Genomic DNA, 21272 nt, shown 5'->3' with positions numbered 1-21272 from the left:
TCGGTGCGGGGCCGTCCGGGTGACGGTGGACGAGCGGTCACACCACCCCGGCGGTCACCACTAGGGTGCTGTCCGAAATCGCCGGATTCGAAGGGTGGACGTGAGCATGGCTCGTCTGGACGTCGTGCGGCGCAGGGTCGCCCTGAGCGAGGACGAGCTCGAGACGCTCCGCCTCCTGCACAACGGGGAGCCCGCACCCGACAAGGCGCGCGCCGCGCTCGTGCAGGCCGGCGTCGTCGACGAGGACGGCGCGGTGAGCCCGCTCGTGGTCGACCTGGTCCGGACGGTGACGGACCCGATGATCCAGGCGTCCGTCGAGACCGCGGGGCCGCAGGGTCCGACGCTCGCCGTGCTCGCCGTGCGCGAGGAGACGGTCTGGTACACCGACCCCTGGCCCCAGGGCGACGACGGGACGGTGTACTGCCAGGACGAGCTGCCGCAGATCCTGTGGATCCTCGCGCGGCTCGCCGGGCTGCGCCGCCGGGAGGTCCCGAAGATCGCGACGCCGTTCACGGTCCCGCTGCGCGCGGTCGACGCGGTCGTACAGACGATGAGCCTGACCGACGACACGTGGGAGCCGGCCCGGGTCGTCGCGACGGCGCAGCTCGAGCGGTTCTTCGGCGAGGTCGCCGAGGCGGACCGGTCGATGCTCCTGGCGACGCTGTCCTTCCTGGAGTCGACCGCGCGCGTGAGCCTCGTGTGGGGCCCGGACGCCGCGACCGACGCCCGCGGCCTCGCGCTGTGGGACTGCGGGCCGGGCGGGTACTGGGTGCGGGAGCAGCCCGCCGAGCCGCTGCGCCCCGAGGACGTCACCCCGGACGCGCTCGCCACGTTCCGCCCGGTGTCCGGGGGCGAGGTGTGGGAGCTCCTCCGGGACCTCCTGCCGTCGTCGGCGGACCTGCGCGCGGTCCTCGCACGGGTCGGCGCGTCGTGACGGTCAAGGTCGACAAGGAGGTCCTCGCTGCGACGGTCGTCGCGCTCGAGGACCTCGCCGAGGACCTGCCGGCGCTGTTCGACCGCGCGTCGGCGCTCGACGCGCGGGTCGACCTCGCGGGCCTCAACGGTGCCGAGCAGTGGGCGCGCGACGTCTCGAAGGACCTGCGCCAGCGGATCGGCGTGCTCGAGCACATGGCGCAGGCGAACCCGACGTTCGGCGGCGTGAGCATGACCGCCGACCAGGCGGCCGCGATCGCCGGCCAGTCGATGTCGGTCGAGGACGCGCTGATCGCGGTGCACGCGACGAGCACGGCCCCGAACGCCTGGAACGACACGGACCCGGCCAACCTCGCCGAGTGGTTCGAGCAGCTCCAGGCCGAGGCGCTCGAGAAGCTCGCCGGCATGACCGACAGCGAGCAGGCCACGGCCCTCGTCGACGCCTACCACGACGTCCAGAACTTCGTCGTCGGCGGCGGCGCTGCGGTCGCCGCCGCGGGGACCCTGATCTTCCAGGGGGGTCCCGCCCTCGCGCGCTGGCTCGCCGACCGCAAGATCATCCAGCCGGGCCTCGCGGCGCTCGCCGAGTCGGACGCCGCCTGGGCGAACAGGCTCTCCGCAGCCCTCACGGCGGCGGACCGCCGGGGGCTCGCCGGCAAGGTGCCCTTCAAGTACCCCGGCTCGTTCGTCCCCAACACCGTCGGCAACTACCTGCTGAAGCTCGCACCGACGGTCGAGGACTTCGACGCGTGGGTGACCCGCATGTCCTCCGCGACGCAGACGTACGCGGTCAACGGCGAGATGCAGCCCACGCTGCTGGCCAAGCTCCTGCAGAGCGAGAAGGGCGTCCAGGCGACGACCTGGGTCTCGCGGGTCCTCGGGACGACGCGCACCGGGCAGCTCGCGACCCGGCTCGCCACGTGGGGCAACGCGATCGTCGGCAAGCCGTGGATCAACCCGGCCACGGGTGCGGTCGTCGCGCGCGGCGCGGGCAACCTCCTGACGATGGCCAGCCAGTCGGGCGTCACGACGATGCTCAGGTCGGCGGGCGCGCTGCGGGTCCTCGGCGTCGCGGGCAGCGCGTTCGCGACGGTCGACGGCGTCGTCGGGCTCGTCAACAACTTCGACGAGAACAACAGGCTCTGGTCCGAGGGCGGCACGGAGGGCAAGGCGCACGTCATCGGCGAGTACGCCGAGACCGCGTTCAACGCGTCGATGACGGCGGCCCTCATCGCGCCGAACCCGGTGACGCTGGGTCTCGTCGCCGTCACGGGGGTCGTCTGGGCCGGCGCGGAGGTCGTCGAGCACTGGGACGACATCACCGCGGCGGTCGACACGGCCGCCGACTGGGCCGGCGACCGGGCCGAGGAAGCCGGGGAATGGGTGGGTGACCGCCTCGACGACGTCAAGGAGTCCGACCTCAACCCCATGAACTGGTTCTGAGAGGGCGCGATGACATCGACCGAGCTCTTCGCCAAGGCGCAGGCCCTCGACGCCCTCGCGGGCGACGTCGAGACCGCGATCGACCCCGCGAAGTCCATCGCCGACTCCCCCGACTGGGAGTGCGCGAACGCGAGCGACGTGCGCAACGCGCTCAACGGCTGGCGGTCGGCCGCGCAGTCGGCCGCGCGCAACCTGCGCGACGAGGCGTCCCGCGTGCGCGGCGAGGCCCGGCGGGCCGAGGAGCGTGAGGAGCAGGAGGAGCGCGACGCGCGCCGCGAGAGGCAGCCCCAGTGACCGTCGACGTCTGGGCACCGCTGGGCGTCGCGGGCGTCGTGCCGGTCGTCGACGAGCTGAGCATCCCCGACTTCCACCACATGCCGAAGGACGTCCCGTTCGCGGCCCGCACGCAGGTCGACGTCGCCGGGCACCAGGTCACGGTCGTGTGGCGGCACCGCGTGCTCGTCGCGTCGCTCGCCGACGAGTCGGCCCCGGGCGGCGCGCGGGAGATCGCGAGCGGCTTCCGCCAGCCCGCCACCGGCGGCCCGGACAGCATCCTGTGGAACTTCGTCCTCATGCCCGTCGACGTGCTCGGCGAGACCGTCGCGGTCGACCGCGAGCGCAGCGGGCGCGACCGGTGGCAGCTGCGCGTCTCGGGGCCGGCCGGACGCTCGTGGCAGTGGCGGCCCGCGGGCCGGATCTTCGCCGACCGGATGGAGCTGACCCGGTGGGACGACGCCGCACCCGTCGTCACGCACGTGCTGCGCCCCGTCCCGGGCCGCCCGGGAACGGCGTCCGGGCCGCCGGAGGTCGGCTGGGAGGCGTCCGCGAGCCTCGCGGAGGTGCTGCTGCCGCTCCTGTGGGTGCTCGACCGGGCGCACACGTGCCTGCTGCCGAAGACCCAGCGCGTCCTGCGCGGGGAGTTCCTGTGACCGCCGCGGGCGGCGACGGGCCGGACCCTAGGATGTCCCGGTGATCCGGTACGAGGAGCGCGCGTCGCGACGCCGTTCGACCCTGGCCCTGGTCGTCGTCTGCGTCGTCCTGTGGGTCGGCCTCGCGCTGACCGACGGCGGCTGGGTCCTCGCGACGATCCTCGCGAGCATCGCCGCCGTGCTGGGCGCGGTCCTCGTCTGGAGCGTCGGCCGCTACACCAACATCCGCGTCACCGACTCCGAGCTGCGCGTGGGCCGCCTCAAGGTCCGCCTCGCCGACCTGTACCCGGGCGTCTCGCAGCCCGGCGAGATCGTCGAGGGCAAGCTCGCCGGCGGTCAGTGGGGCACGACCGCGTCGACGGCGCACCCGCGGATCGTCGCCCTGACCCGGCGTGACGGGCAGCGCATCATCGTCTCGACGCAGGACCCCGACGCCTTCCGCGCGGCGCTCGGCGCCGTGTTCGCCGAGCGCGCCTAGCACCCGAGCACGCCCCTCACCCGAGCACGCCCAGCACCCGAGCGCACCCGACCCGCGCGGGCCCGGAGCCGGATCGGCCACCCCCCTCCTCGCTGACCGCCGTGGGGCGCTGACACCCCCGCCTGGTCGACCGCCCGTGACGGCGCTGGTGGGACCTAGGTCCGGCATCCGTGCGCCTGGGAGCGGCGATGCTGCCGGGAGTGCCCCACGACGGCGCACGCCGTCCTCCGGCGGCCAGGCAACGTGGGGTCCGACGGAGGTCGGGCGACGTGGCTGTGGCGACCGCGACCCGTGAGCCTCCGGTGGGCGGCCCCTCCCCCTCGGGGCCGCCCACCCCCGTCGGACGACCCGCCCGCCCTCGAGGTCACCGCACACGGCCGGCGAGTGCGAGCACGCGACACCCGCGCCATCCCCTCCGCCCCGCACGCTTCCGGCCGCCGTCGACGCGCCCCCGGGCGGGGTGGACCGCCACGCGGCGCGTCGGGTCCCGGGTGCGCGCGACCGTGCATGATGCTGGGTCGTGCCCCACAGCCACCTGCCGACCGTGCCCGCGCCGGACGAGGCCCCGACGGACCCCGCCGCCCTCCGCGTCACGGCCGCGCGCGCACGCGTCTGGCTCGCGGCCGTGCTCGGGCCCGTGCTGCTGCTGACGCTCGTCGGCGCGTGGTGGCTGTGGCCGTCGGCGGGCGCACGACCGCCCGTGCTCGACACGACGGGGCCGGGCGTCACGTACACGACGGGCGAGATCACGCAGGTCCGGCCCGACGCGACCGGGATGGACCAGGCGGCCGCGCGCCTGGCCGACGGGGAGGTCGTGGACCTGCACGTGCCGCCCGAGTACGTGCCCGAGGTGGTGGTCGGCGACCGGGTACGGGTCGCGGCGATGTCCACGGCCGACGTCGGGGACCTCACGGACGTCACCGTGCAGCCGACGCTCACCACGACGTACCTGTTCGTCGACTTCGAGCGCGGGCCGCCGATGCTGCTGCTGGCCGCAGTGTTCGCCGGGCTCGTCGTGCTGGTGGCGCGCTGGCGCGGGCTCGCGGCGCTCGTCGGGATGGGCGCGGGCCTGCTCGTCGTCGGGGTCTTCACGCTCCCGGCGCTGCTGCAGGGCCGGCCGGCGGTGCCGGTCGCGCTCGTGACGAGCGTCGTCATCATGTACGCCGTGCTCTACCTGGCCCACGGCGTCTCGGTGCGGACGTCGACCGCGCTCGCGGGCACGCTCGTCGGGCTCGTCGCGACGGCCGCGATCGCGTCGTGGGCGAGCGGGTCCGCGCACCTCACCGGCCTGTCGGGCGAGTACGCGCTCGACCTCATGTCGGCGGCGCCCGAGGTGCGGCTGCGGTCGGTGCTGCTGTGCGGCATGGTCCTGGCCGGGCTGGGCGTGCTCAACGACGTGACGATCACGCAGGCGTCGGCGGTGTGGGAGCTGCACGCGGCACGACCGGGCAGCACGTGGCGCGAGCTCGTCGGGCGGGGGATGCGGATCGGGCGCGACCACATCGCGTCGACCGTCTACACGATCGTGTTCGCCTACGTCGGTGCGGCGCTGCCGCTCGTGCTGCTCGTCAGCCTCACCGACCGAGGGCTGCTGGGCGTGCTGAGCAGCGGGGACATCGCCGAGGAGGTCGTGCGCACGCTCGTCGGGTCGATCGGGCTGGTGCTCGCGATCCCGGTGACGACGGTCCTCGCGGCCGTCCTGGTCCGGCGCAGCGCGACAGGCACGACGGCGCGTCCCGACGACGGGCACGGCGACGCGCACGGCGACGACCCGGACGGCCCCACGCCCGGGACCCGTGACACCGACCGCGCGCACCACCCGCGGTCCGGTGAGGGCGCGGCGGACGCCGACCGCGCGCAGGTGTCGTCGTGACGCTCGACGCCCCTCCCGCGACGCGGACCCGCCGCTCGGGGACGCCGCGCACCGCCGTCGTCCTCGTCGTCCTCGTGGTGCTCGCCACGCTCGGCGCGCTCGTCGGGACGCTCGCGACGTGGCCCACCGACGAGAGCCGTCCGGAGACGGGCTTCGTCGACGTCGACGTCGAACGCGTGTCCGCGACCGTCACGGGTTCGCGCTGGGACACGTGCGACGGCACGGTCGAGGACATGGCCCCCGACGGGTCGGTCCCGTCGACGGTCCGCTGCCTGCACGTGACGGCGGAGGTCGACGGCGGCAGCGAGGCGGGCACGACGGTCGAGGTCATCGCGACGTCGGGACTCACGCGCGCCGACGTCCCGCCCGGCACCGCTGTCGTCCTCGAGCACTACCCGTCCGACGAGAACGGCGACGAGGTCTGGGCGTGGGGCGACTTCCGCCGTGGCGTGCCGCTCGCGACGTTCGCGCTCGCGTTCGCGCTGGTCACCGTGCTCGTGGCCGGGATGCGCGGGTTCCGCGCGCTCGTCGGGCTCGCGATCGCGTTCGTCGTGCTCGCCGTGCACCTCGTGCCCGCGCTGGTCCAGGGTCAGCCCGCGCTCGTCGCGACGCTGTCGGCCGCGACGCTGGTGGTCGTCGCCGTCCTCTACCTCGCGCACGGGTTCTCGCTGCGGACCACGACCGCGCTGCTCGGCACCCTCGGCGGCCTGCTCATGGTGACCGTGCTCGGCGTCGTCGGGGCGCGCATGGCGCACCTGCACCCCGGCTCGACCGAGGACACCTACCAGCTCGCACGCCTGCTCGGCGACGACGGCGTGCGGATCCTGCAGGGCGTGTTCCTCAGCGGCGTCGTGCTCGCGGGCATCGGCGTGCTGAACGACGTGACGATCACGCAGGCGTCGGCGGTGTTCGAGCTGCGGGCGTCCGACCCGACGGCGTCGTGGCGCGGGCTGTTCGCGCGCGGCATGCGGATCGGCCGCGACCACATCGCGTCGACCGTCTACACGATCGCCTTCGCGTACGCGGGCGCGTCGCTGCCCGTCCTGCTGCTCCTGGAGCTCTACGACCAGCCGCTCGGCATGACGCTGACGTCGGGCGCGTTCGCCGAGCAGATCGTCAGCACGCTCGCGGGCTCGATCGGCCTGGTCCTCGCGATCCCCCTGACGACAGCCGTCGCCGCGGTCGTCGCCACCCGCCTGGCCCCGACGCACGTGTCCGGCGGCGGCCACCGGCACTGACCCGGGCAGCCCGTCGGCGCCGCAGGGACGACGAAGGCCCGGTCACCGTGAGGTGCCGGGCCTTCGTGCTGGAGCCGCCTTGGGGAATCGAACCCCAGACCTTCTCATTACGAGTGAGACGCTCTGCCGACTGAGCTAAGGCGGCGTCGCCGTCACCGTGGGCGGACCCCCGGATCGACGAGCGCGCCCACTGTACCCGGCGCAGGGCCCTGGCTCCAAAGCGGCTAGCAGCGGGTGCCCTCGGGCGGGACGGTGCCGGTGAGGATGTACTCGTCGACGGCGTCGGCGACGCAGTCGTTCGACGAGCCGTAGGCGGTGTGCCCCTCGCCCTCGTAGGTGAGGAGCGTCGCGGTGGACAGGGTCGTCGCGAGCTTCTCGGCCCACGCGTACGGCGTCGCGGGGTCGTTCGTGGTGCCGACGACGAGGATCGGCGCGGTCGCGTCCTTCGCCGAGTAGTCGTCGAGGCCCCCGACGACGGGCACGGGCCAGTCGGCGCAGATCGTGCCGCCGTAGGAGAAGAACGAGCCCATGGTGGGTGCGACGGCCTCGATGCGGTCGGCCTGCGCGCGCATATCGGCGGGGTCGGCGCTCTGCCGGTCGTCGAGGCAGCCGATCGCCCAGAACGCCTCGGTCGCGTTCGTCGAGTAGGTGCCGTCGGCCTCGCGGTCGAAGTACGCGTCGGCGAGCTGCAGCAGGATCGAGCCGTCGTTCTCGTGGATCGCCGCGTCGAGCGCCTGCGTGAGGTACGGCCACGACGGCTGCGAGTAGAGCGGCAGCGCGATGCCGTAGAACGCGAGCGAGCCGGTGAGACGCCGGTCGCCGCCGGTCGGCAGCGGGTCGGCGACCGCGTGGTCGAGCAGGGCGCGGATCTGGCCCATCGCCTGGTCGACGTCGCCGGTCAGCGGGCAGCTCGCGCCGGCCAGGCAGTCGGTGACGTAGGCGCGCAGCGCGTTCTCGAAGCCCTGCGCCTGCCCCTCGGCGAGCTCGTCGGCCGTGAGCGTCGGGTCGAGGGCGCCGTCGAGGACGAGCCGGCCGACGCGCAGCGGGAAGAGGGCGGCGTACGTCGCGCCGAGCTGCGTGCCGTACGAGTAGCCGAGATACGTGAGGGCGTCGTCGCCGAGCGCCGCGCGCAGCACGTCGAGGTCGCGTGCGGCGCTCACGGTGTCGACGTGCGCGAGCGTCTGGCCGGACCGCTCCTGGCACGCCTCGCCGACACCGCGGAAGACGTCGATCGCCTCCTGGATGCCCGCGTCCGTCGAGTAGTCCGCGTCGTAGGCGACGACCTTGTCGAGATCCTCGCCGTCCAGGCAGGTGATCGGGCTGGAGCGCTGCACGCCGCGCGGGTCGAACGCGACGAGGTCGAGCTGGCGCAGCACGTCCTCGCTGATCATCGAGGCGGCCTGGTCGAGGAAGTCCACGCCCGAGACGCCGGGGCCGCCCGGGTTCACGAGCAGCGACGCGACCGCCGAGCCGCCGGTCGCGGGGCGACGTGCCAGCGCGATGCCGATGGTCGCGCCGGACGGGTCCGCGTAGTCGAGCGGGACGGTCGCGGTCGCGCACTCGCCCTGCGCGCACGTCGTCCACTCGAGCTGCTGGTCGTAGAACGGCGCGAGCGCCTCGTCCGGGGCGCCCGACGTCGCTGCGGACGTCGGCACCTGCGCCTGGTTCTTCGCCGGGACGCAGCCGCCGGCCACGAGGACGACGACCGCGCTCAGCGCGGCGACGACGACGGCGGCACGCCGCCCCGCACCCGGTCGGGCGGTGGCGGCGGACGGTCGGGGCGAGGCGGTCGTCACGGGCACGCGCCTACGGTAGTGGGCACGCCTGTGCGGTCCGGCTCATGCCCGCCGGGCGTACCGCAGATGGACCACACCCTCGGAGAAGGTGCGCTCCTCGACGAGGCGCAGGTCCAGGCGCAGGCCGTCGGGCAGGAACCGCGTGCCGCCCCCGACCACGACGGGCACGACGAACAGCAGCACCTCGTCGACGAGGCCCGCGCGCAGCGCGTGCGCGGCGAGCGTCGGCCCGCCGATCGACACGTCGGCCGGGGAGTCCTCGACCAGGGCGCGCACGTCGACCGGGTCGAACGTCCGCGCGAGGCGCGTGCGCGCCGTGGTCACCGCGTCGAGCGTCGAGGAGTAGACGACCTTGTCCGTGTCCTGCCAGACGGCCGCGTAGTCGAGGATCACGTCGGGTGCGTCGGGCAGCGTGTGCGCGGTCTCCCAGAACTGCATGACGTCGTACATGCGCCGGCCGTACAGGTAGGTGCCGACCGGCCGTTCGAGGTCGTTGACGTACGCGTGCACGTCGTCGGGCGGCCGCGCCCAGTCGAACGCCCCGGTCGCGTCGGCGGTGTACCCGTCGAGCGACGTGATCCCCGCGTAGAGCAGCGCCACGACGCCCCCTCCCCTCGGCCCGCCCCGGGGCGGACGTCCGCTCAGCCCTGCGGTCGCAGGGCGATCGCCATCGCCTCGACCGCGAGCAGCGGCGCGACGTTGCCCGCGAGGCGCGTGCGTGCCTGCCCGACGGCGTCCATGCGCCGCAGCGTCTGCTCGGGCGTGCTCTGCGCGGCGAGCGTGCGGACGCCCTCCGCGTGCTCGACGTTGACGAGCTCGACGCCCGCGCCGAGCTGCACGACCAGCACGTCGCGGTACAGCGACAGCAGGTCGACCATCGCGCGGTCCAGCACGTCGCGCTGCGCGCGCGTCGCCCGCCGCTTCTGCTCCTCCTCGAGCTGCCGGACCTGCGAGCGCAGCGCGGGCGGGAGCGTCGTCGCGCCCTCCGCACCCAGCGACCGCAGCAGCTCGGCCTTCTCGGCGGCGTCCCGGTGCTCGGTCGCGGCCTTGGCGTCGGCCTGCGCGGTCTCGACGAGGTCACCGGCCGCGAGCACCGCGTCGCCCACCCCGCGGATCCGCGCCGCGACGGCGAGCACCGCCGAGCGCCGGGCGCGCGCCTCCGGGTCACGGGCGAGCCGTCGGGCGATCCCGACGTGGCTCTGCGCGGCGCGCGCGGCGACGCCCGCGACCTCCGGGTCGATGCCGTCGCGGGACACGAGCAGCGCGGCGACCGCGTCGACCGGCGGCACGCGCAGCGCGACCGACCGGCTGCGCGAGCGGATCGTCACGAGCACGTCCTGGGGGCTCGGCGCGCACAGCACCCAGACGGTGCGGGCCGCGGGCTCCTCGATGGCCTTGAGCAGCGCGTTGCCGCTCGTGTCGTTCAGACGGTCGGCGTCCTCGACGACGATGACGCGCCAGCGGCCCCGCGACGGCGAGCGCTGCGCGAGCTCCACCAGCGGGCGGACCGTGTCGGCCCGGATGACGACGCCCTCGGTCGCGACGTACGTGACGTCGGGGTGCGTGCCGCCGAGCGTCGTCGTGCAGTCGTGGCAGCGGCCGCAGCCGCCGTCGACGCACTGCAGCGCGGCCGCGAACGCGCGCGCCGCGTTCGAGCGTCCGGACCCGGGCGGGCCCGTCAGCAGCCACGCGTGCGTCATGGCCGACGGGTCGTGGACCGCCGTGCGCAGCACCTCGACGGCGGGCTCCTGCCCGACGACGTCGTCCCAGACGCTCACGACGACACCGCGCTCTCGTCGGCGGCCGGGAGCGCCGTGCCGTGCGCGGCGACGTCGCCCGCGGACGACCCGCCCGCCGCCGCGAGCAGCGCCTCGACGCGGTCGCCGATCACCGCGGCGAGCTCGTCGGCCGGGCGGGTCGCGTCGAGCACGAGCCAGCGGTCGGGGTCGGCCGTCGCGCGGTCGAGGAACGCGAGCCGGGTGCGGCGGTGGAAGTCGTCGCCCTCGCTCTCGAGCCGGTCGGGGGCGCTCGTCAGGCGGGCGCGGCCCACGTCGGGGTCGAGGTCGAGCAGCACGGTCAGCGCAGGCAGCAGGCCGCGCGTCGCCCACAGCGACAGGTTCTCGACCTCGTCGGCGCCGAGGTCACGGCCCGTGCCCTGGTAGGCGACCGACGAGTCGAGGTAGCGGTCCGTGACGACGACCGCGCCACGCTCCAGGGCGGGTCGCACGAGCGACGCCACGTGGTGCGCGCGGTCCGTCGCGTACAGCAGCGCCTCGGTGCGCGCGTCGACGTGCTCGCCGTGCAGGACCGCGTCGCGGAGCGTCTGGCCGAGCGCCGTGCCGCCGGGCTCGCGGGTCAGCACGACCTCACGGCCCAGCGCCCGCAGCCGCTCGGCGAGCAGCCGGGCCTGGGTCGACTTGCCGGCGCCGTCGCCGCCCTCGAACGACACGAACAGCCCCGCAGCAGAAGTCACGACCGTCAGGGTAGCCGCGGCCACCCACGGCCTCGTCACTCGCCGGGGTACGTGACCCCGACCTGCCGGCGGACCTCGTCCATCGTCGTCATGACGGCGAGCGTGTCGTCCCACGTCAGGCGCGGGCTCTCGACCTCGCCCGCCGCGACACGCCGCGCGACCTCGGCCGCCTCGAACTGCAGACCCTTGCTGCCGGGCTGGTCGAAGGTCCACACGCGCCCGTCGTCGCGCTGCACCCGGAACGACGTCGGCCGGTAGAAGCTGCCCGCGACCTGGATGCTGCCCTCGGTGCCGCTGATCAGCGCGACCGTGGGCGTGCGCGACCACAGCGTGGTCGAGAGCGTCGCCTGCGCGCGCTCGCCGTACGACAGGACGATCGAGACCTGCCCGTCGACGCCCGTCTCGGTCAGCGCGCCCACGGCGTGCACCGCGTCGGGGACGCCGAGGAAGTCGTGCGCGAACGACACCGGGTAGACGCCGAGGTCCAGCAGCGCACCGCCCGCGAGCTCGGGCGCGAACAGGCGGCTGGCGGGGTCGAACGTGAACGCCTGCCCGTGGTCGGCGGACAGGTTGACGATGTCGCCGATCTCACCGGCGTCGATGACCTGGTGCAGCGCGGCGACGTGCGGCAGGAACCGCGTCCACATCGCCTCCATGACGAAGACGCCGGCCTCGCGCGCGGCCGCGAAGATCTCCTGCGCCTCGGCCACGTTGCGCGTGAACGACTTCTCGACGAGCACGTGCTTGCCGGCGCGGATCGCGAGGAGCGCGTGCTCGCGGTGCTCGGAGTGCGGCGTCGCGACGTAGATCGCGTCGACCTGCGGGTCCTCGACGAGCTGCCGGTAGCCGACGTGCGTCGTCGGGATGCCGTGCGCCGTCGCGAACCGCTCGGCGCGGTCGCGGTTGCGCGACCCGACGGCGACGAGCTGCGCGCGCGTGTGCTCCCGGACGGCGTCGGCGAAGGCGGCGGCGATGCCACCGGCGCCGAGGATGCCCCAGCGGATCGGCGGTGCGGTACGGGGGTCCTCGGTGCGAGCCATGGCCGACAACCTAGCGCGACGAGGTGGACGGGTCCTGGTCGGGGGCCCGTCCACCGCGCGCACGGCTACTTCTTGGTCGCGGCCTTGGTGCGGGTCGTCGTGCGGCGGGCCGGCGTCTTCTTCTTCGCCGGGCCCTGCGCGCGCTTCTCCGCGAGCAGCTCGACGGCCTGCTCGCGCGTGATCGACTCGGGCGTGACGTCGCGCGGGAGCGTGCGGTTCGTCTCACCGTCCGTGACGTACGCGCCGAACCGGCCTTCCTTCACCACGATCGGCTTGCCCGACGTGGGGTCGTCGCCGAGCTCGCGCAGCGGCGGCGCCGCGGTCGCGCCACGCCCCCGCTTGGGCTGCGCGTAGATCGCGAGCGCCTCCTCGAGCGTGGTCGTGAACAGCGCCTCCTCCGACGCGAGCGTCCGCGAGTCCGTGCCCTTCTTGAGGTACGGGCCGTACCGGCCGTTCTGCGCGGTGATCTCGGTGCCCGACTCGGGGTCGACGCCCACGACGCGCGGCAGCGACAGGAGCTTCAGCGCGTCGTCGAGCGTGACCGTCTGGAGCGACATCGACTTGAACAGCGACGCGGTGCGCGGCTTCGGCGCGGCCGCCAGGGCCTTCTTGCGCGCGGCCGCCGACAGCGACGGGTCCAGCTCGGGCTCGGGCAGCAGCTCGGTCACGTAAGGGCCGTACCGGCCGTTCTTCGCGACGATCGTCGTCCCCGTCGACGGGTCCTCGCCGAGCACCAGGTCGCCCTCGGGCTGCGTCTCCATGAGCTCGCGCGCCTTCTCGACCGTGAGCTCGTCGGGTGCCAGGTCGTCGGGCACCGACGCGCGGCGCGGGTTGCCGTCCTCGCCCAGCACGTTCGCGTCCTCGAGGTACGGGCCGTACCGCCCGACGCGCAGCGTGAGGCCGTCGCCGATCTCGATCGAGTTGACCTCGCGCGCGTCGATCTCGCCGAGGTTCGCGACCAGGTCGCGCAGCCCTTCGCCCTCGCCGGGCAGCGCCGGGTCGCCGAAGTAGAACTGCGCGAGCCAGTCGCTGCGCTCCTTCTCCCCGGACGCGATGAGGTCGAGGTCCTCCTCCATCGACGCGGTGAAGTCGTAGTCGACGAGCCGGTCGAAGTTCTCCTCGAGCAGGCGTGTCACGGCGAACGCGAGCCACGACGGCACGAGCGCCTGCCCGCGGGACGTCACGTAGCCGCGGTCGAGGATCACGGAGATCGTCGCGGCGTACGTCGACGGGCGTCCGATCCCCCGCTCCTCCAGGGCCTTGACCAGCGACGCCTCGGTGTAGCGCGGCGGCGGGGACGTGCGGTGCCCGTCGGCGGCGAGGTCGCGCGCGGTCAGCGTGTCGCCCTCGGCCATCGTCGGCAGGCGGGACTCGCCCTTCTCGCCCGACGCTCCCTCGGCGGCGTCGTCCTCGTACCGCGAGACGTCGCGACCCTCCTCGTACGCGGCGAGGAAGCCGCGGAACGTGATGACGGTGCCCGACGCCGAGAACACGGTCTCGACCGGCGCGTCGCCGACCGACGTGCCCGCGGTCGGGGTCGCGGTCGCCGCGATCCGGACCGACGCCGTCTGCCCGCGCGCGTCGGCCATCTGGGAGGCGACGGTCCGCTTCCAGATGAGCTCGTACAGGCGGAACTGGTCGCCGGTGATCTCGCGTGCGACCTGGGCCGGCGTGCGGAAGTGGTCGCCCGCGGGGCGGATCGCCTCGTGCGCCTCCTGCGCACCCTTCGCCTTCGACGTGTACACGCGCGCCGCGTCCGGGATGTACTCGGGCCCGTACAGCTCGGAGGCCTGGCGGCGGGCCGCGTCGATCGCCTGCGACGACAGCGCGGGCGAGTCGGTCCGCATGTAGGTGATGTAGCCGTTCTCGTACAGCGTCTGCGCGGTGCGCATCGTCTGCCGGGACGACATGCGGAGCTTGCGGGACGCCTCCTGCTGGAGCGTCGACGTCGTGAACGGAGCCGCCGGGCGCCGCGTGTACGGCTTCGTCTCGAGGCTCGCGACGGACCAGGCGGCCTCGTCCAGACCGGCGACGAGCGCGTGGGCCGCGGCCTCGTCGAGGTGCACGACGTCCCCGCCGCGCAGGCGCCCGCGGTCGTCGAAGTCACGGCCGGACGCGACACGACGGCCACCGACACCCGTGAGTCGCGCGGAGAACGCGGGCTGCGTCGCGTCCTCGACGGCGAACGTGCCCGTCACGTCCCAGTAGTCGGCGGCGACGAACGCCATGCGCTCGCGCTCGCGCTCGACCACGAGCCGCGTCGCGACGGACTGCACACGGCCCGCGGACAGGCCCTGACGGACCTTGCGCCACAGCACCGGGCTGACCTCGTAGCCGTAGAGGCGGTCGAGGATGCGGCGGGTCTCCTGCGCGTCGACGAGCCGGTCGTCGAGGTCACGGGTGCTCTGCAGGGCGCGCTGGATCGCCTCGCGCGTGATCTCGTGGAAGACCATCCGCTTCACGGGGACCTTGGGCTTGAGCTCCTGCAGCAGGTGCCACGCGATGGCCTCGCCCTCGCGGTCCTCGTCGGTCGCGAGGTACAGCTCGTCGGAGTCCTTCAGCAGCTTCTTGAGCTCGCTGACCTTCTTCCGCTTGTCCGGGTCGACCACGTAGTACGGGACGAAGCCGTTGTCGACGTCGACCGCGAACTTGCCGAACGGGCCCTTCTTCATGTCGGCGGGCAGCTCCGACGGCTGCGGGAGGTCGCGGATGTGCCCGACGCTCGCCTCGACGTCGTACCCCTCGCCGAGGTACCCGGCGATCGTGCGCGCCTTCGCCGGCGACTCCACGATCACGAGCTTGCGCCCTGCACCCATTCCGTCAGGCCTTCCTACCGAGTCCGCGAGCCACTCCGGCCCGCGTGCACCTCACCGCTGGGGACTCTACGTCGTGCCGTCAACTCTCCGGCACACGGGAGGCCGCAGCCTCTCGCAGCACGAGCAGCAGCGCGAACGCCACGCACGCGGCGGCGAGCGCCCCCGTCGCACCGCCGGCGTAGGCCAGGACCTCGTCGGCGCGCGAGGGTACCGCGTCGACGTCGCGCCACGTGTGCGACAACGACCAGACGGCCACGACGCCCGCGACCGCACCACCCACGAGCAGGCTGCTGACGACCACGCGCAGCGACCCGCGCCCCGCGGCAGCCCCGCCGCCGACCTGGCGCAGCGCGCCCGTCGACGTCACGGCCCGGGCCGGGGTCAGCGCCACCATCGCGCACGCGACGGCACCCCACGCGAGCACCACGAGCACCCCGGCGACGACGTCCGACGGGCGGTGCCACTGCCCGATGAGCGTCGAGACGCCCGTGACCGTCGTGTACCCGGCGCCCGCGACCGCCGCCCACGGCCGCACGCGCGGCGGGACGACGAGCAGCAGCGCGACCGACACCGACGCGGCCGCGGTCGTGTGCCCGCTCGGCAGCGTGTTGCCGTAGCTCTCCGCGACCCCGAGGTCCGGACGGTAGAAGACGGCGAACTTGAGCAGGCGGGTCGTGACGTTCGCGCCGATCATCAGGACCGCGACCTGCACGGCCAGCTCCCAGCGGCGGCGGATCACCGCGATCGCCATGGCCCCGAGGATGACCGCCGCGATGAAGCCGACCGACACGACGTCGAGCACCCGTTCCGCCAGCCGCCACAGCTGCGTCTGGCCGTACTCGGCGCCCCGCAGGGCCGCGAGCTCGACGACCTGGCCCGACGTGGTCGTCACGAAGACCTTCCACAGCGCCCAGACCCCGACGACGCTCGCCACCGCGACGGCGAGGCACAGCACGACGACACCGGCACGGCCCTGGCGCGGGCGCGACGGGACCACCGGCGTGGGTCGGGTCACGGGGGCGCTGCTCACCACCACACGGTAGGTCACGCCGCAGCGCCTCGTTCCTCCGCCGGACGTCCCGGCGACGCTCGTCACACGACCTGCACACGACGCGCGTCAGCCCACCGGGAGCGGCTCCCCCGCGGCCACCACCACGGCGTGCCGGCACCCGCCCAGGCGCCGCCGCGCCTCGTCGTCCGCGTTGACGCACAGCAGGCACCCGCCCCGCCGCTCGAGCTCCGCCGCCGCGACGTCGATCACCTCCGCCGCCCGGCCGCTGCGCAACGACGCCGCCTGGAGGTCCAGCACGACGAGCGACGCGGACGCCGACAGCGCGTCCAGCAGCGCCCGCAGGCGCCCCACGTCCTCGCGCCCGAACGACCCCGCGGGTCGGACGTTCGCGGTCAGCCAGGTCGTCTCCCACGTCGTCGGCCCGGCCGAGCGGCTGGTCGTGCGGCGGGTCGTCGGGTCGGTCGTCTGCTCGTCGGTGCTGGTCATCGTGCCCTCCGGTGCCGCGGGGACTGCGTCGACGACCATCCGACCGCCGCCGGCTGTGACGTCCCTGGGTGCGGGCCCCCGGCTCGCTGAGAGCCTCCCGGCGTCCCTCAGCGTGCGGTCCGCGTCCCGACGGCCTGCCCGCGCGGCGGTGCGGGTCAGTCGGCGCCGGTCGGTGCCGTCGGTGCCGTCGGCCGCAGGCGCGGTGCGTCGTCGTGCCACACCCACGTGCCGAGGATCCCGTCGAGCGCCTCGACCGCGCGTGCGTGCCACGACGACGAGAGCACACCGACGACGAACGCCCAGCCGTCCCGGTCGACGTGCGTGTCCGTGAGCACCGACGGGCCGCCCGCGCTCGCCGTGACGCGCCATCCCGTGCCGAGCGGCGAGTCGACGCGGTCGACGGGTCCGAACGCGCGCCAGCCGTCGGGCGGCTGCGTCACGAACCGCTCGGCGCGGGCGGTCGCCGGCAGCACCTCGTGCTCACGCCAGCGCGCGCCGACGCGTCCCAGGCAGACGACGAGCAGGTGCACGCCGTCCGCGAGCGCGACGCGCGCGTCCTGGCGGGAGCCGTCCGGACCCGGCTCGCCGCCGCCGACGTCGGGGCCCGGCGCCCGCAGCGACCAGCCCGGGCGGCCGTCGCCCAGCGGGGCCACCTCGACGTCGTGCGTCCGCGCGTACGGGTCGACCGGGACCGGCGTCGACGGGCCCCGCAGCGGTGCGGACCGGAACGCCCGGCGCAGCGCGTCCGCCTGCTCGGGGAACTGGTGGACGAGTCGTCGCAGGGTGCGCTCGCGCCACCACACGACCCGCGCGACGTACCCGAGCACGCCGACGCCGACGATCACCACGAGGACGACCGCGAGGTCCACGACGGCGCCCGTCGGGTCGTCGGCGAGCGTGCCGGCCGCGCGAGCGACGGTCAGGGCGGTGGTGGGCACGTCAGCGGCATCGGCCGGCGCGTCGGCCGACTTGAGCGGACGGCCGTGCGCCCCGGGACGACGTCAGACGGCCCGCTCGACGTGCACGTGCACGACGGACGACGACTGCCGCACGGACGCGACGCGGTAGGCCGCCGGCAGGTCGTCGAGGCTCTCGAACAGCCGCTCGCCGCGGCCCAGCAGCACCGGCACCACGGCGTACCGCAGGTCGTCGACGAGGTGCGCGGCGAGGTACTGCCGCACGGTCGCCGCTCCCCCGCCGAGCCGCACGTCCAGACCGCCCGCGGCCTCGCGCGCCCGGTCGAGGGCCGCGTGGATCCCGTCCGTCACGAAGTGGAACGTCGTGCCGCCTGCCATCTCCAGCGGCGGGCGCGGGTGGTGCGTGAGGACGAACACGTCGCAGTGGTACGGCGGGTCCTCGCCCCACCAGCCCTGCCACGACCCGTCGCCCCAGTCGCCGCGGACCGGACCGAACATGTTGCGGCCCAGGATCCACGCGCCGATCCCCTCGAAGCCCGCGTCGACCGCCTCCTCGTCGAGCGCGTCGGCGGGCTCGCGACCCTCGGCCTCGTCGAGGTCGCGGAACCGCTGCGTGCCGAACATCCAGCCGTGCAGCAGGTGCATCGCGCCCACGCCGAGCGGCTCGTCGAGGGACTGGTCGGGGCCTGCGACGAAGCCGTCGAGGCTCATCGACATCGTGTGCACGCGCAGCCTGCCGGTCCGGGTCATGGCGTCCTCCTGGTCGTGTCGGGATGCTGTCGTCGGGTGGTCGGAGCCGGCGCCCCGATCTCGACACGGCGACCGTGTCGAGAACCGCCGGTCGGCTCCGACCAGAGCACGGACCACCCGCCCGGGCGGTCGACCGACGGAAGGACAGACCCATGAAGTACATGCTGCTCATCTGGAACCGGCCCGGCTTCACGGACGAGCTCACCGAGCAGGAGCGGACGGCGCTCTTCGCCGAGGTCGGCGAGATCATGGACGAGCTCACCGAGCGCGGGGAGCTCGTCGGCGGCGAGGCGCTCGCCGACCCGTCCGCCGCGCGCACCACGCGGTTCGTCGACGGCCGGACGACGCTCACCGACGGGCCGTTCGTCGAGAGCAAGGAGCAGTTCGCGGGCTACGTCGCGATCGACGTCGAGACGCACGAGCGTGCCGAGGAGATCGCCGCACGCTGGCCCGACACCCGGTTCGGCGGGGCCATCGAGCTGCGGGCCGTCATGGTCGGGTCGGGCGAGGAGATGTGACGGTGCCTCCTGCACCGGCGTCCGGGGCGGCCGGATCTGCGTCGTCGAGCTCGTCCGGCGCGCCGCGCTCGACGGCCTCGTCGGCCTCGTCGGCCTCGGTCGAGGACGTGCTGCGCGCGGCGGGTCCGCAGGTGCTCGCCGCTCTCGTCCGGCGGCACGGGCAGTTCGACGCGTGCGAGGACGCCGTGCAGGAGGCCCTGCTCGCCGCCGCCACGCAGTGGCCCGTCGAGGGGGTGCCCGCCGACCCGCGGGCGTGGCTCACGACGGTCGCCCGACGGCGGCTCACCGACGCGTGGCGGTCCGACTCCGCACGCCGGGTCCGGGAGGCGACGGCCGCCCGGGACCCGGCCGTGCGGCGCGCGGCTCCCGGCGCCGACGAGGAGCCGCCGTCGCACGACGACACGCTCACGCTGCTGTTCCTGTGCTGCCATCCGGCGCTCACGTCCGCGTCGCAGGTCGCGTTGACGCTGCGCGCCGTCGGCGGGCTCACGACGGCCGAGGTCGCCGCCACGCACCTCGTCCCCGAGGCGACCATGGCGCAGCGGATCAGCCGCGCCAAGCGGACCGTGCGCGGGGAGCCGTTCACGCTCCCCTCGGCGGCCGAGCGGCCCGCGCGCGTGGCTGCCGTCCGCGAGGTGCTCTACCTCGTCTTCACCGAGGGGTACACCGCGTCGGGCGGGTCGGACCTCGTGCGCGTCGACCTCACCACCGAGGCGATCCGCCTGGCGCGCCTGCTGCACGCGCTGCTGCCCGACGACGGCGAGACGACCGGTCTGCTCGCGCTCATGCTGCTCACCGACGCGCACCGCGCCGCCCGGACGGGGCCGGACGGGATGCTCGTGCCGCTCGCGGAGCAGGACCGCGCCCGCTGGGACCGGCGGCAGATCGACGAGGGCGTCGCGCTCGTGTCGGCCGCGCTCGCCGTGCACCCCGCCGGCCCGTACCTGCTGCAGGCCGCGATCGCCGCCGTGCACGCCGAGGCCCCGACCGCCGCCGAGACCGACTGGCCGCAGGTCGCCGCTCTCTACCGCCTGCTCGACCACGTCGCACCCGGCCCGATGGTCACGCTCAACCGGGCCGTCGCGGTCGCGATGGTGTCCGGGCCGCGTGCGGGCCTCGACCTGCTCCGCCCGCTCGACGACGACCCGCGCACCGCCGGCCACCACCGCCTCTGGGCGGTCCGCGCGCACCTCCTGGAGCAGGCCGGCGACCTGGCCGGGGCGCTCGACGCCTACCACCGCGCCGCCCGACTCACGACGAGCCTCCGGGAACGCCGCTACCTCGACTCCCGCGCGGCCCGACTCGACCCGTCCAGGTGACCGGCGCCGTCGGCCTCGGGCGCCGCCGCGCGAACCCCGGGTGCACCGGAGCCGGGCGGCGTCAGGCCTGAGCGCCTCCCTGGGACACGTCCGCCGCGGGCGCGTCCCACGGCAGCATCACGTCCTCGCCGTGGCACGCGCAGTCGTCGACCTCGTCCAGGTACTCGGAGACCGCGACGCCCGCGTCGTGCCACTCGACGGTGAACGCCACGGGCGGCGCGAACGGCTCCGGTCCCGCTCCGGGCTGCTCCACCGGCACGACGACGAAGTCGCACAGGCACCGCCGGCACTCCAGCCGCCACTCGAGCAGGTCGGGCCGGAAGACGACGGGGTCCTCGGTGTCGACCGGGTCGTCGGCAGCGCGGCGGTGCAGGACGTCACCGGCCACGCGGAGCAGCGCGAGCCGCGCACCCGGCTGGCGCGCCTGGTCGCAGATGCGCGCGACCATCCGGCGGGCGGCGGTGCGCAGCTCCTCCTGGTCGTCGGGGCCGAGGGGCAGGTCGTCGACGAGGAAGGGGTAGGCGTCGTCCTCGTCGACGTCCCGCGGCACGTGCAGCAGGTCGAGCTCGCGGGCGACGTCGAGCACGGCGAGCGGCGCGCTCCCGCGGGCGACGTCGCCCAGCAGCTCGAGGCGGGCCGGCCCGTTGACCACGAGCCCCACGACGGCGTCCTCGACGCTCTCCATGAGGCGGGCGACGCGCTCCGCGACGGCGCGGTCCGCCACCTGCGCCACGACGGACGACTCGGGCACGACCTCCCACCAGATCCGCGGCTGGTCGACCATCACGACCCGGTACGTGCCCCCTTCGGGGAGGATCGCGCTCGGCATCGCCCCTCCTCCCGCGACCTCGTCGCCTCCCGTGCCCGCCCGTGGGCTGCGCCGAACCGGCCGGGACCCGGGGGGAAGGCTACGGCGGCTCCGCCCGACCGGGCCCGGGATTACGGGTCGGTCCACCCGTCAGGGTGGACCGACCCGGCCGACCGCGCGGCCTCAGGGAGGTCGACGCCGCCGACGGCCTCGCCCAGGGCAGCGCTGTCGTCGAGCCACGACACCACCGGATCCACGCTCGTCACGGCGTCCGAGAGGATGGCCCGGACTTCCGCCTCGAGGGAGCGGTCGTGCTGCACCGCGCGTCGACGCAGGCCGTCCATGACCTCATAGGGCAGGTTCCTCACCACGATCTGCGCCACCACGGAGCCCCTCTCGTCGACGTCACCGATGATCTCGGCCGAGGGCGCGTCGGCGATACC

21 protein-coding genes and 1 tRNA gene are annotated in these 21272 nt (G+C 74.8%); 9 read left to right on the top strand and 13 right to left on the bottom strand.

Features of this window, described 5'->3' with window-relative positions:
• Positions 1-106: 106 nt before the first annotated feature.
• From GXP71_RS18925 to GXP71_RS18895, 7 genes are all read left to right on the top strand, one after another.
• Positions 107-934, top strand: coding sequence for a hypothetical protein (locus GXP71_RS18925; RefSeq protein ID WP_162353945.1), 828 nt, complete (start codon positions 107-109; stop codon positions 932-934).
• Complete coding sequence (locus GXP71_RS18920; protein WP_162353944.1) at positions 931-2376, top strand: hypothetical protein; 1446 nt, start codon at positions 931-933, stop codon at positions 2374-2376. The genes GXP71_RS18925 and GXP71_RS18920 overlap by 4 nt, the downstream gene beginning before the upstream one ends.
• A 9-nt stretch (positions 2377-2385) precedes the next feature.
• Entirely contained in the window at positions 2386-2670 is a 285-nt protein-coding gene (locus GXP71_RS18915) for a hypothetical protein (RefSeq protein ID WP_162353943.1), read from the top strand.
• On the top strand, positions 2667-3305 hold the full coding sequence (locus GXP71_RS18910) for a hypothetical protein (protein ID WP_162353942.1): 639 nt from the start codon (positions 2667-2669) through the stop codon (positions 3303-3305). The genes GXP71_RS18915 and GXP71_RS18910 overlap by 4 nt, the downstream gene beginning before the upstream one ends.
• Positions 3306-3345: 40 nt before the next feature.
• On the top strand, positions 3346-3783 hold the full coding sequence (locus GXP71_RS18905) for a hypothetical protein (protein WP_162353941.1): 438 nt from the start codon (positions 3346-3348) through the stop codon (positions 3781-3783).
• Between the two features lie 520 nt (positions 3784-4303).
• Positions 4304-5656, top strand: a complete 1353-nt coding sequence (locus GXP71_RS18900) for a YibE/F family protein (RefSeq protein ID WP_162353940.1) — start codon at positions 4304-4306, stop codon at positions 5654-5656.
• Positions 5653-6894 carry a YibE/F family protein gene (locus tag GXP71_RS18895; RefSeq protein ID WP_162353939.1) on the top strand — a complete coding sequence of 414 codons (1242 nt, stop codon included), beginning with the start codon at positions 5653-5655 and terminating at the stop codon, positions 6892-6894. Before GXP71_RS18900 ends, GXP71_RS18895 begins: the two co-directional genes overlap by 4 nt.
• Positions 6895-6963: 69 nt before the next feature.
• Here the strand turns inward: GXP71_RS18895 and GXP71_RS18890 are convergent.
• The 11 genes from GXP71_RS18890 to GXP71_RS18840 form a co-directional block, all read right to left on the bottom strand.
• A tRNA-Thr gene (locus GXP71_RS18890) sits at positions 6964-7039 on the bottom strand.
• 79 nt (positions 7040-7118) lie between these two features.
• Entirely contained in the window at positions 7119-8696 is a 1578-nt protein-coding gene (locus GXP71_RS18885) for an alpha/beta hydrolase (protein ID WP_238402502.1), read from the bottom strand.
• Positions 8697-8732: 36 nt separating this feature from the next.
• The gene (locus tag GXP71_RS18880) at positions 8733-9290 is read right to left on the bottom strand and encodes a dihydrofolate reductase family protein (RefSeq protein ID WP_238402501.1); all 558 of its coding nucleotides are present in this window, start codon (positions 9288-9290) and stop codon (positions 8733-8735) included.
• A 41-nt stretch (positions 9291-9331) separates the two neighbouring features.
• Positions 9332-10468: a DNA polymerase III subunit delta' gene (locus GXP71_RS18875; protein WP_162353938.1), complete on the bottom strand. Its 1137-nt coding sequence runs from the start codon at positions 10466-10468 to the stop codon at positions 9332-9334.
• Positions 10465-11163: a dTMP kinase gene (gene tmk / locus GXP71_RS18870; protein WP_162353937.1), complete on the bottom strand. Its 699-nt coding sequence runs from the start codon at positions 11161-11163 to the stop codon at positions 10465-10467. The genes GXP71_RS18875 and tmk overlap by 4 nt, the downstream gene beginning before the upstream one ends.
• A gap of 35 nt (positions 11164-11198) precedes the next feature.
• Positions 11199-12203 (bottom strand): Gfo/Idh/MocA family protein, encoded by a 1005-nt coding sequence (locus GXP71_RS18865; RefSeq protein WP_162353936.1) that lies wholly within the window; start codon positions 12201-12203, stop codon positions 11199-11201.
• Positions 12204-12268: 65 nt separating this feature from the next.
• Positions 12269-15019 carry a type I DNA topoisomerase gene (gene topA, locus GXP71_RS18860; protein ID WP_162353935.1) on the bottom strand — a complete coding sequence of 917 codons (2751 nt, stop codon included), beginning with the start codon at positions 15017-15019 and terminating at the stop codon, positions 12269-12271.
• Positions 15020-15098: 79 nt separating this feature from the next.
• Positions 15099-16049, bottom strand: coding sequence for a phosphatase PAP2 family protein (locus GXP71_RS18855; RefSeq protein WP_238402500.1), 951 nt, complete (start codon positions 16047-16049; stop codon positions 15099-15101).
• An 87-nt stretch (positions 16050-16136) separates the two neighbouring features.
• A complete protein-coding gene (locus GXP71_RS18850) occupies positions 16137-16517 on the bottom strand; it encodes a hypothetical protein (protein WP_162353933.1) in 381 nt (126 codons plus the stop codon).
• Between the two features lie 155 nt (positions 16518-16672).
• Positions 16673-17455, bottom strand: a complete 783-nt coding sequence (locus tag GXP71_RS18845; protein ID WP_162353932.1) for a hypothetical protein — start codon at positions 17453-17455, stop codon at positions 16673-16675.
• 63 nt (positions 17456-17518) lie between these two features.
• Positions 17519-18184, bottom strand: a complete 666-nt coding sequence (locus tag GXP71_RS18840) for a dihydrofolate reductase family protein (RefSeq protein ID WP_162353931.1) — start codon at positions 18182-18184, stop codon at positions 17519-17521.
• 152 nt (positions 18185-18336) lie between these two features.
• Here GXP71_RS18840 and GXP71_RS18835 point away from each other — a divergent pair, with 152 nt between their 5' ends.
• Together GXP71_RS18835 and GXP71_RS18830 are read left to right on the top strand one after the other, a co-directional pair.
• The gene (locus GXP71_RS18835; protein ID WP_162353930.1) at positions 18337-18702 is read left to right on the top strand and encodes a YciI family protein; all 366 of its coding nucleotides are present in this window, start codon (positions 18337-18339) and stop codon (positions 18700-18702) included.
• 107 nt (positions 18703-18809) lie between these two features.
• A complete protein-coding gene (locus GXP71_RS18830) occupies positions 18810-20021 on the top strand; it encodes an RNA polymerase sigma factor (RefSeq protein WP_162353929.1) in 1212 nt (403 codons plus the stop codon).
• Between the two features lie 61 nt (positions 20022-20082).
• On the opposite strand, the gene GXP71_RS18825 is transcribed toward GXP71_RS18830, so the two are convergent.
• Positions 20083-20850, bottom strand: coding sequence for a hypothetical protein (locus GXP71_RS18825; RefSeq protein WP_162353928.1), 768 nt, complete (start codon positions 20848-20850; stop codon positions 20083-20085).
• Between the two features lie 110 nt (positions 20851-20960).
• Positions 20961-21212, bottom strand: coding sequence for an Arc family DNA-binding protein (locus tag GXP71_RS18820; RefSeq protein WP_162353927.1), 252 nt, complete (start codon positions 21210-21212; stop codon positions 20961-20963).
• Positions 21213-21272: the final 60 nt, after the last annotated feature.

Origin of the sequence: Cellulomonas sp. H30R-01 (genome assembly GCF_010119915.1) — a bacterium.
Lineage (GTDB): Bacteria > Actinomycetota > Actinomycetes > Actinomycetales > Cellulomonadaceae > Cellulomonas > Cellulomonas algicola.
Note: the sequence above shows the minus strand (reverse complement) of the source record. Positions and strands in the feature narration are given on the sequence as shown.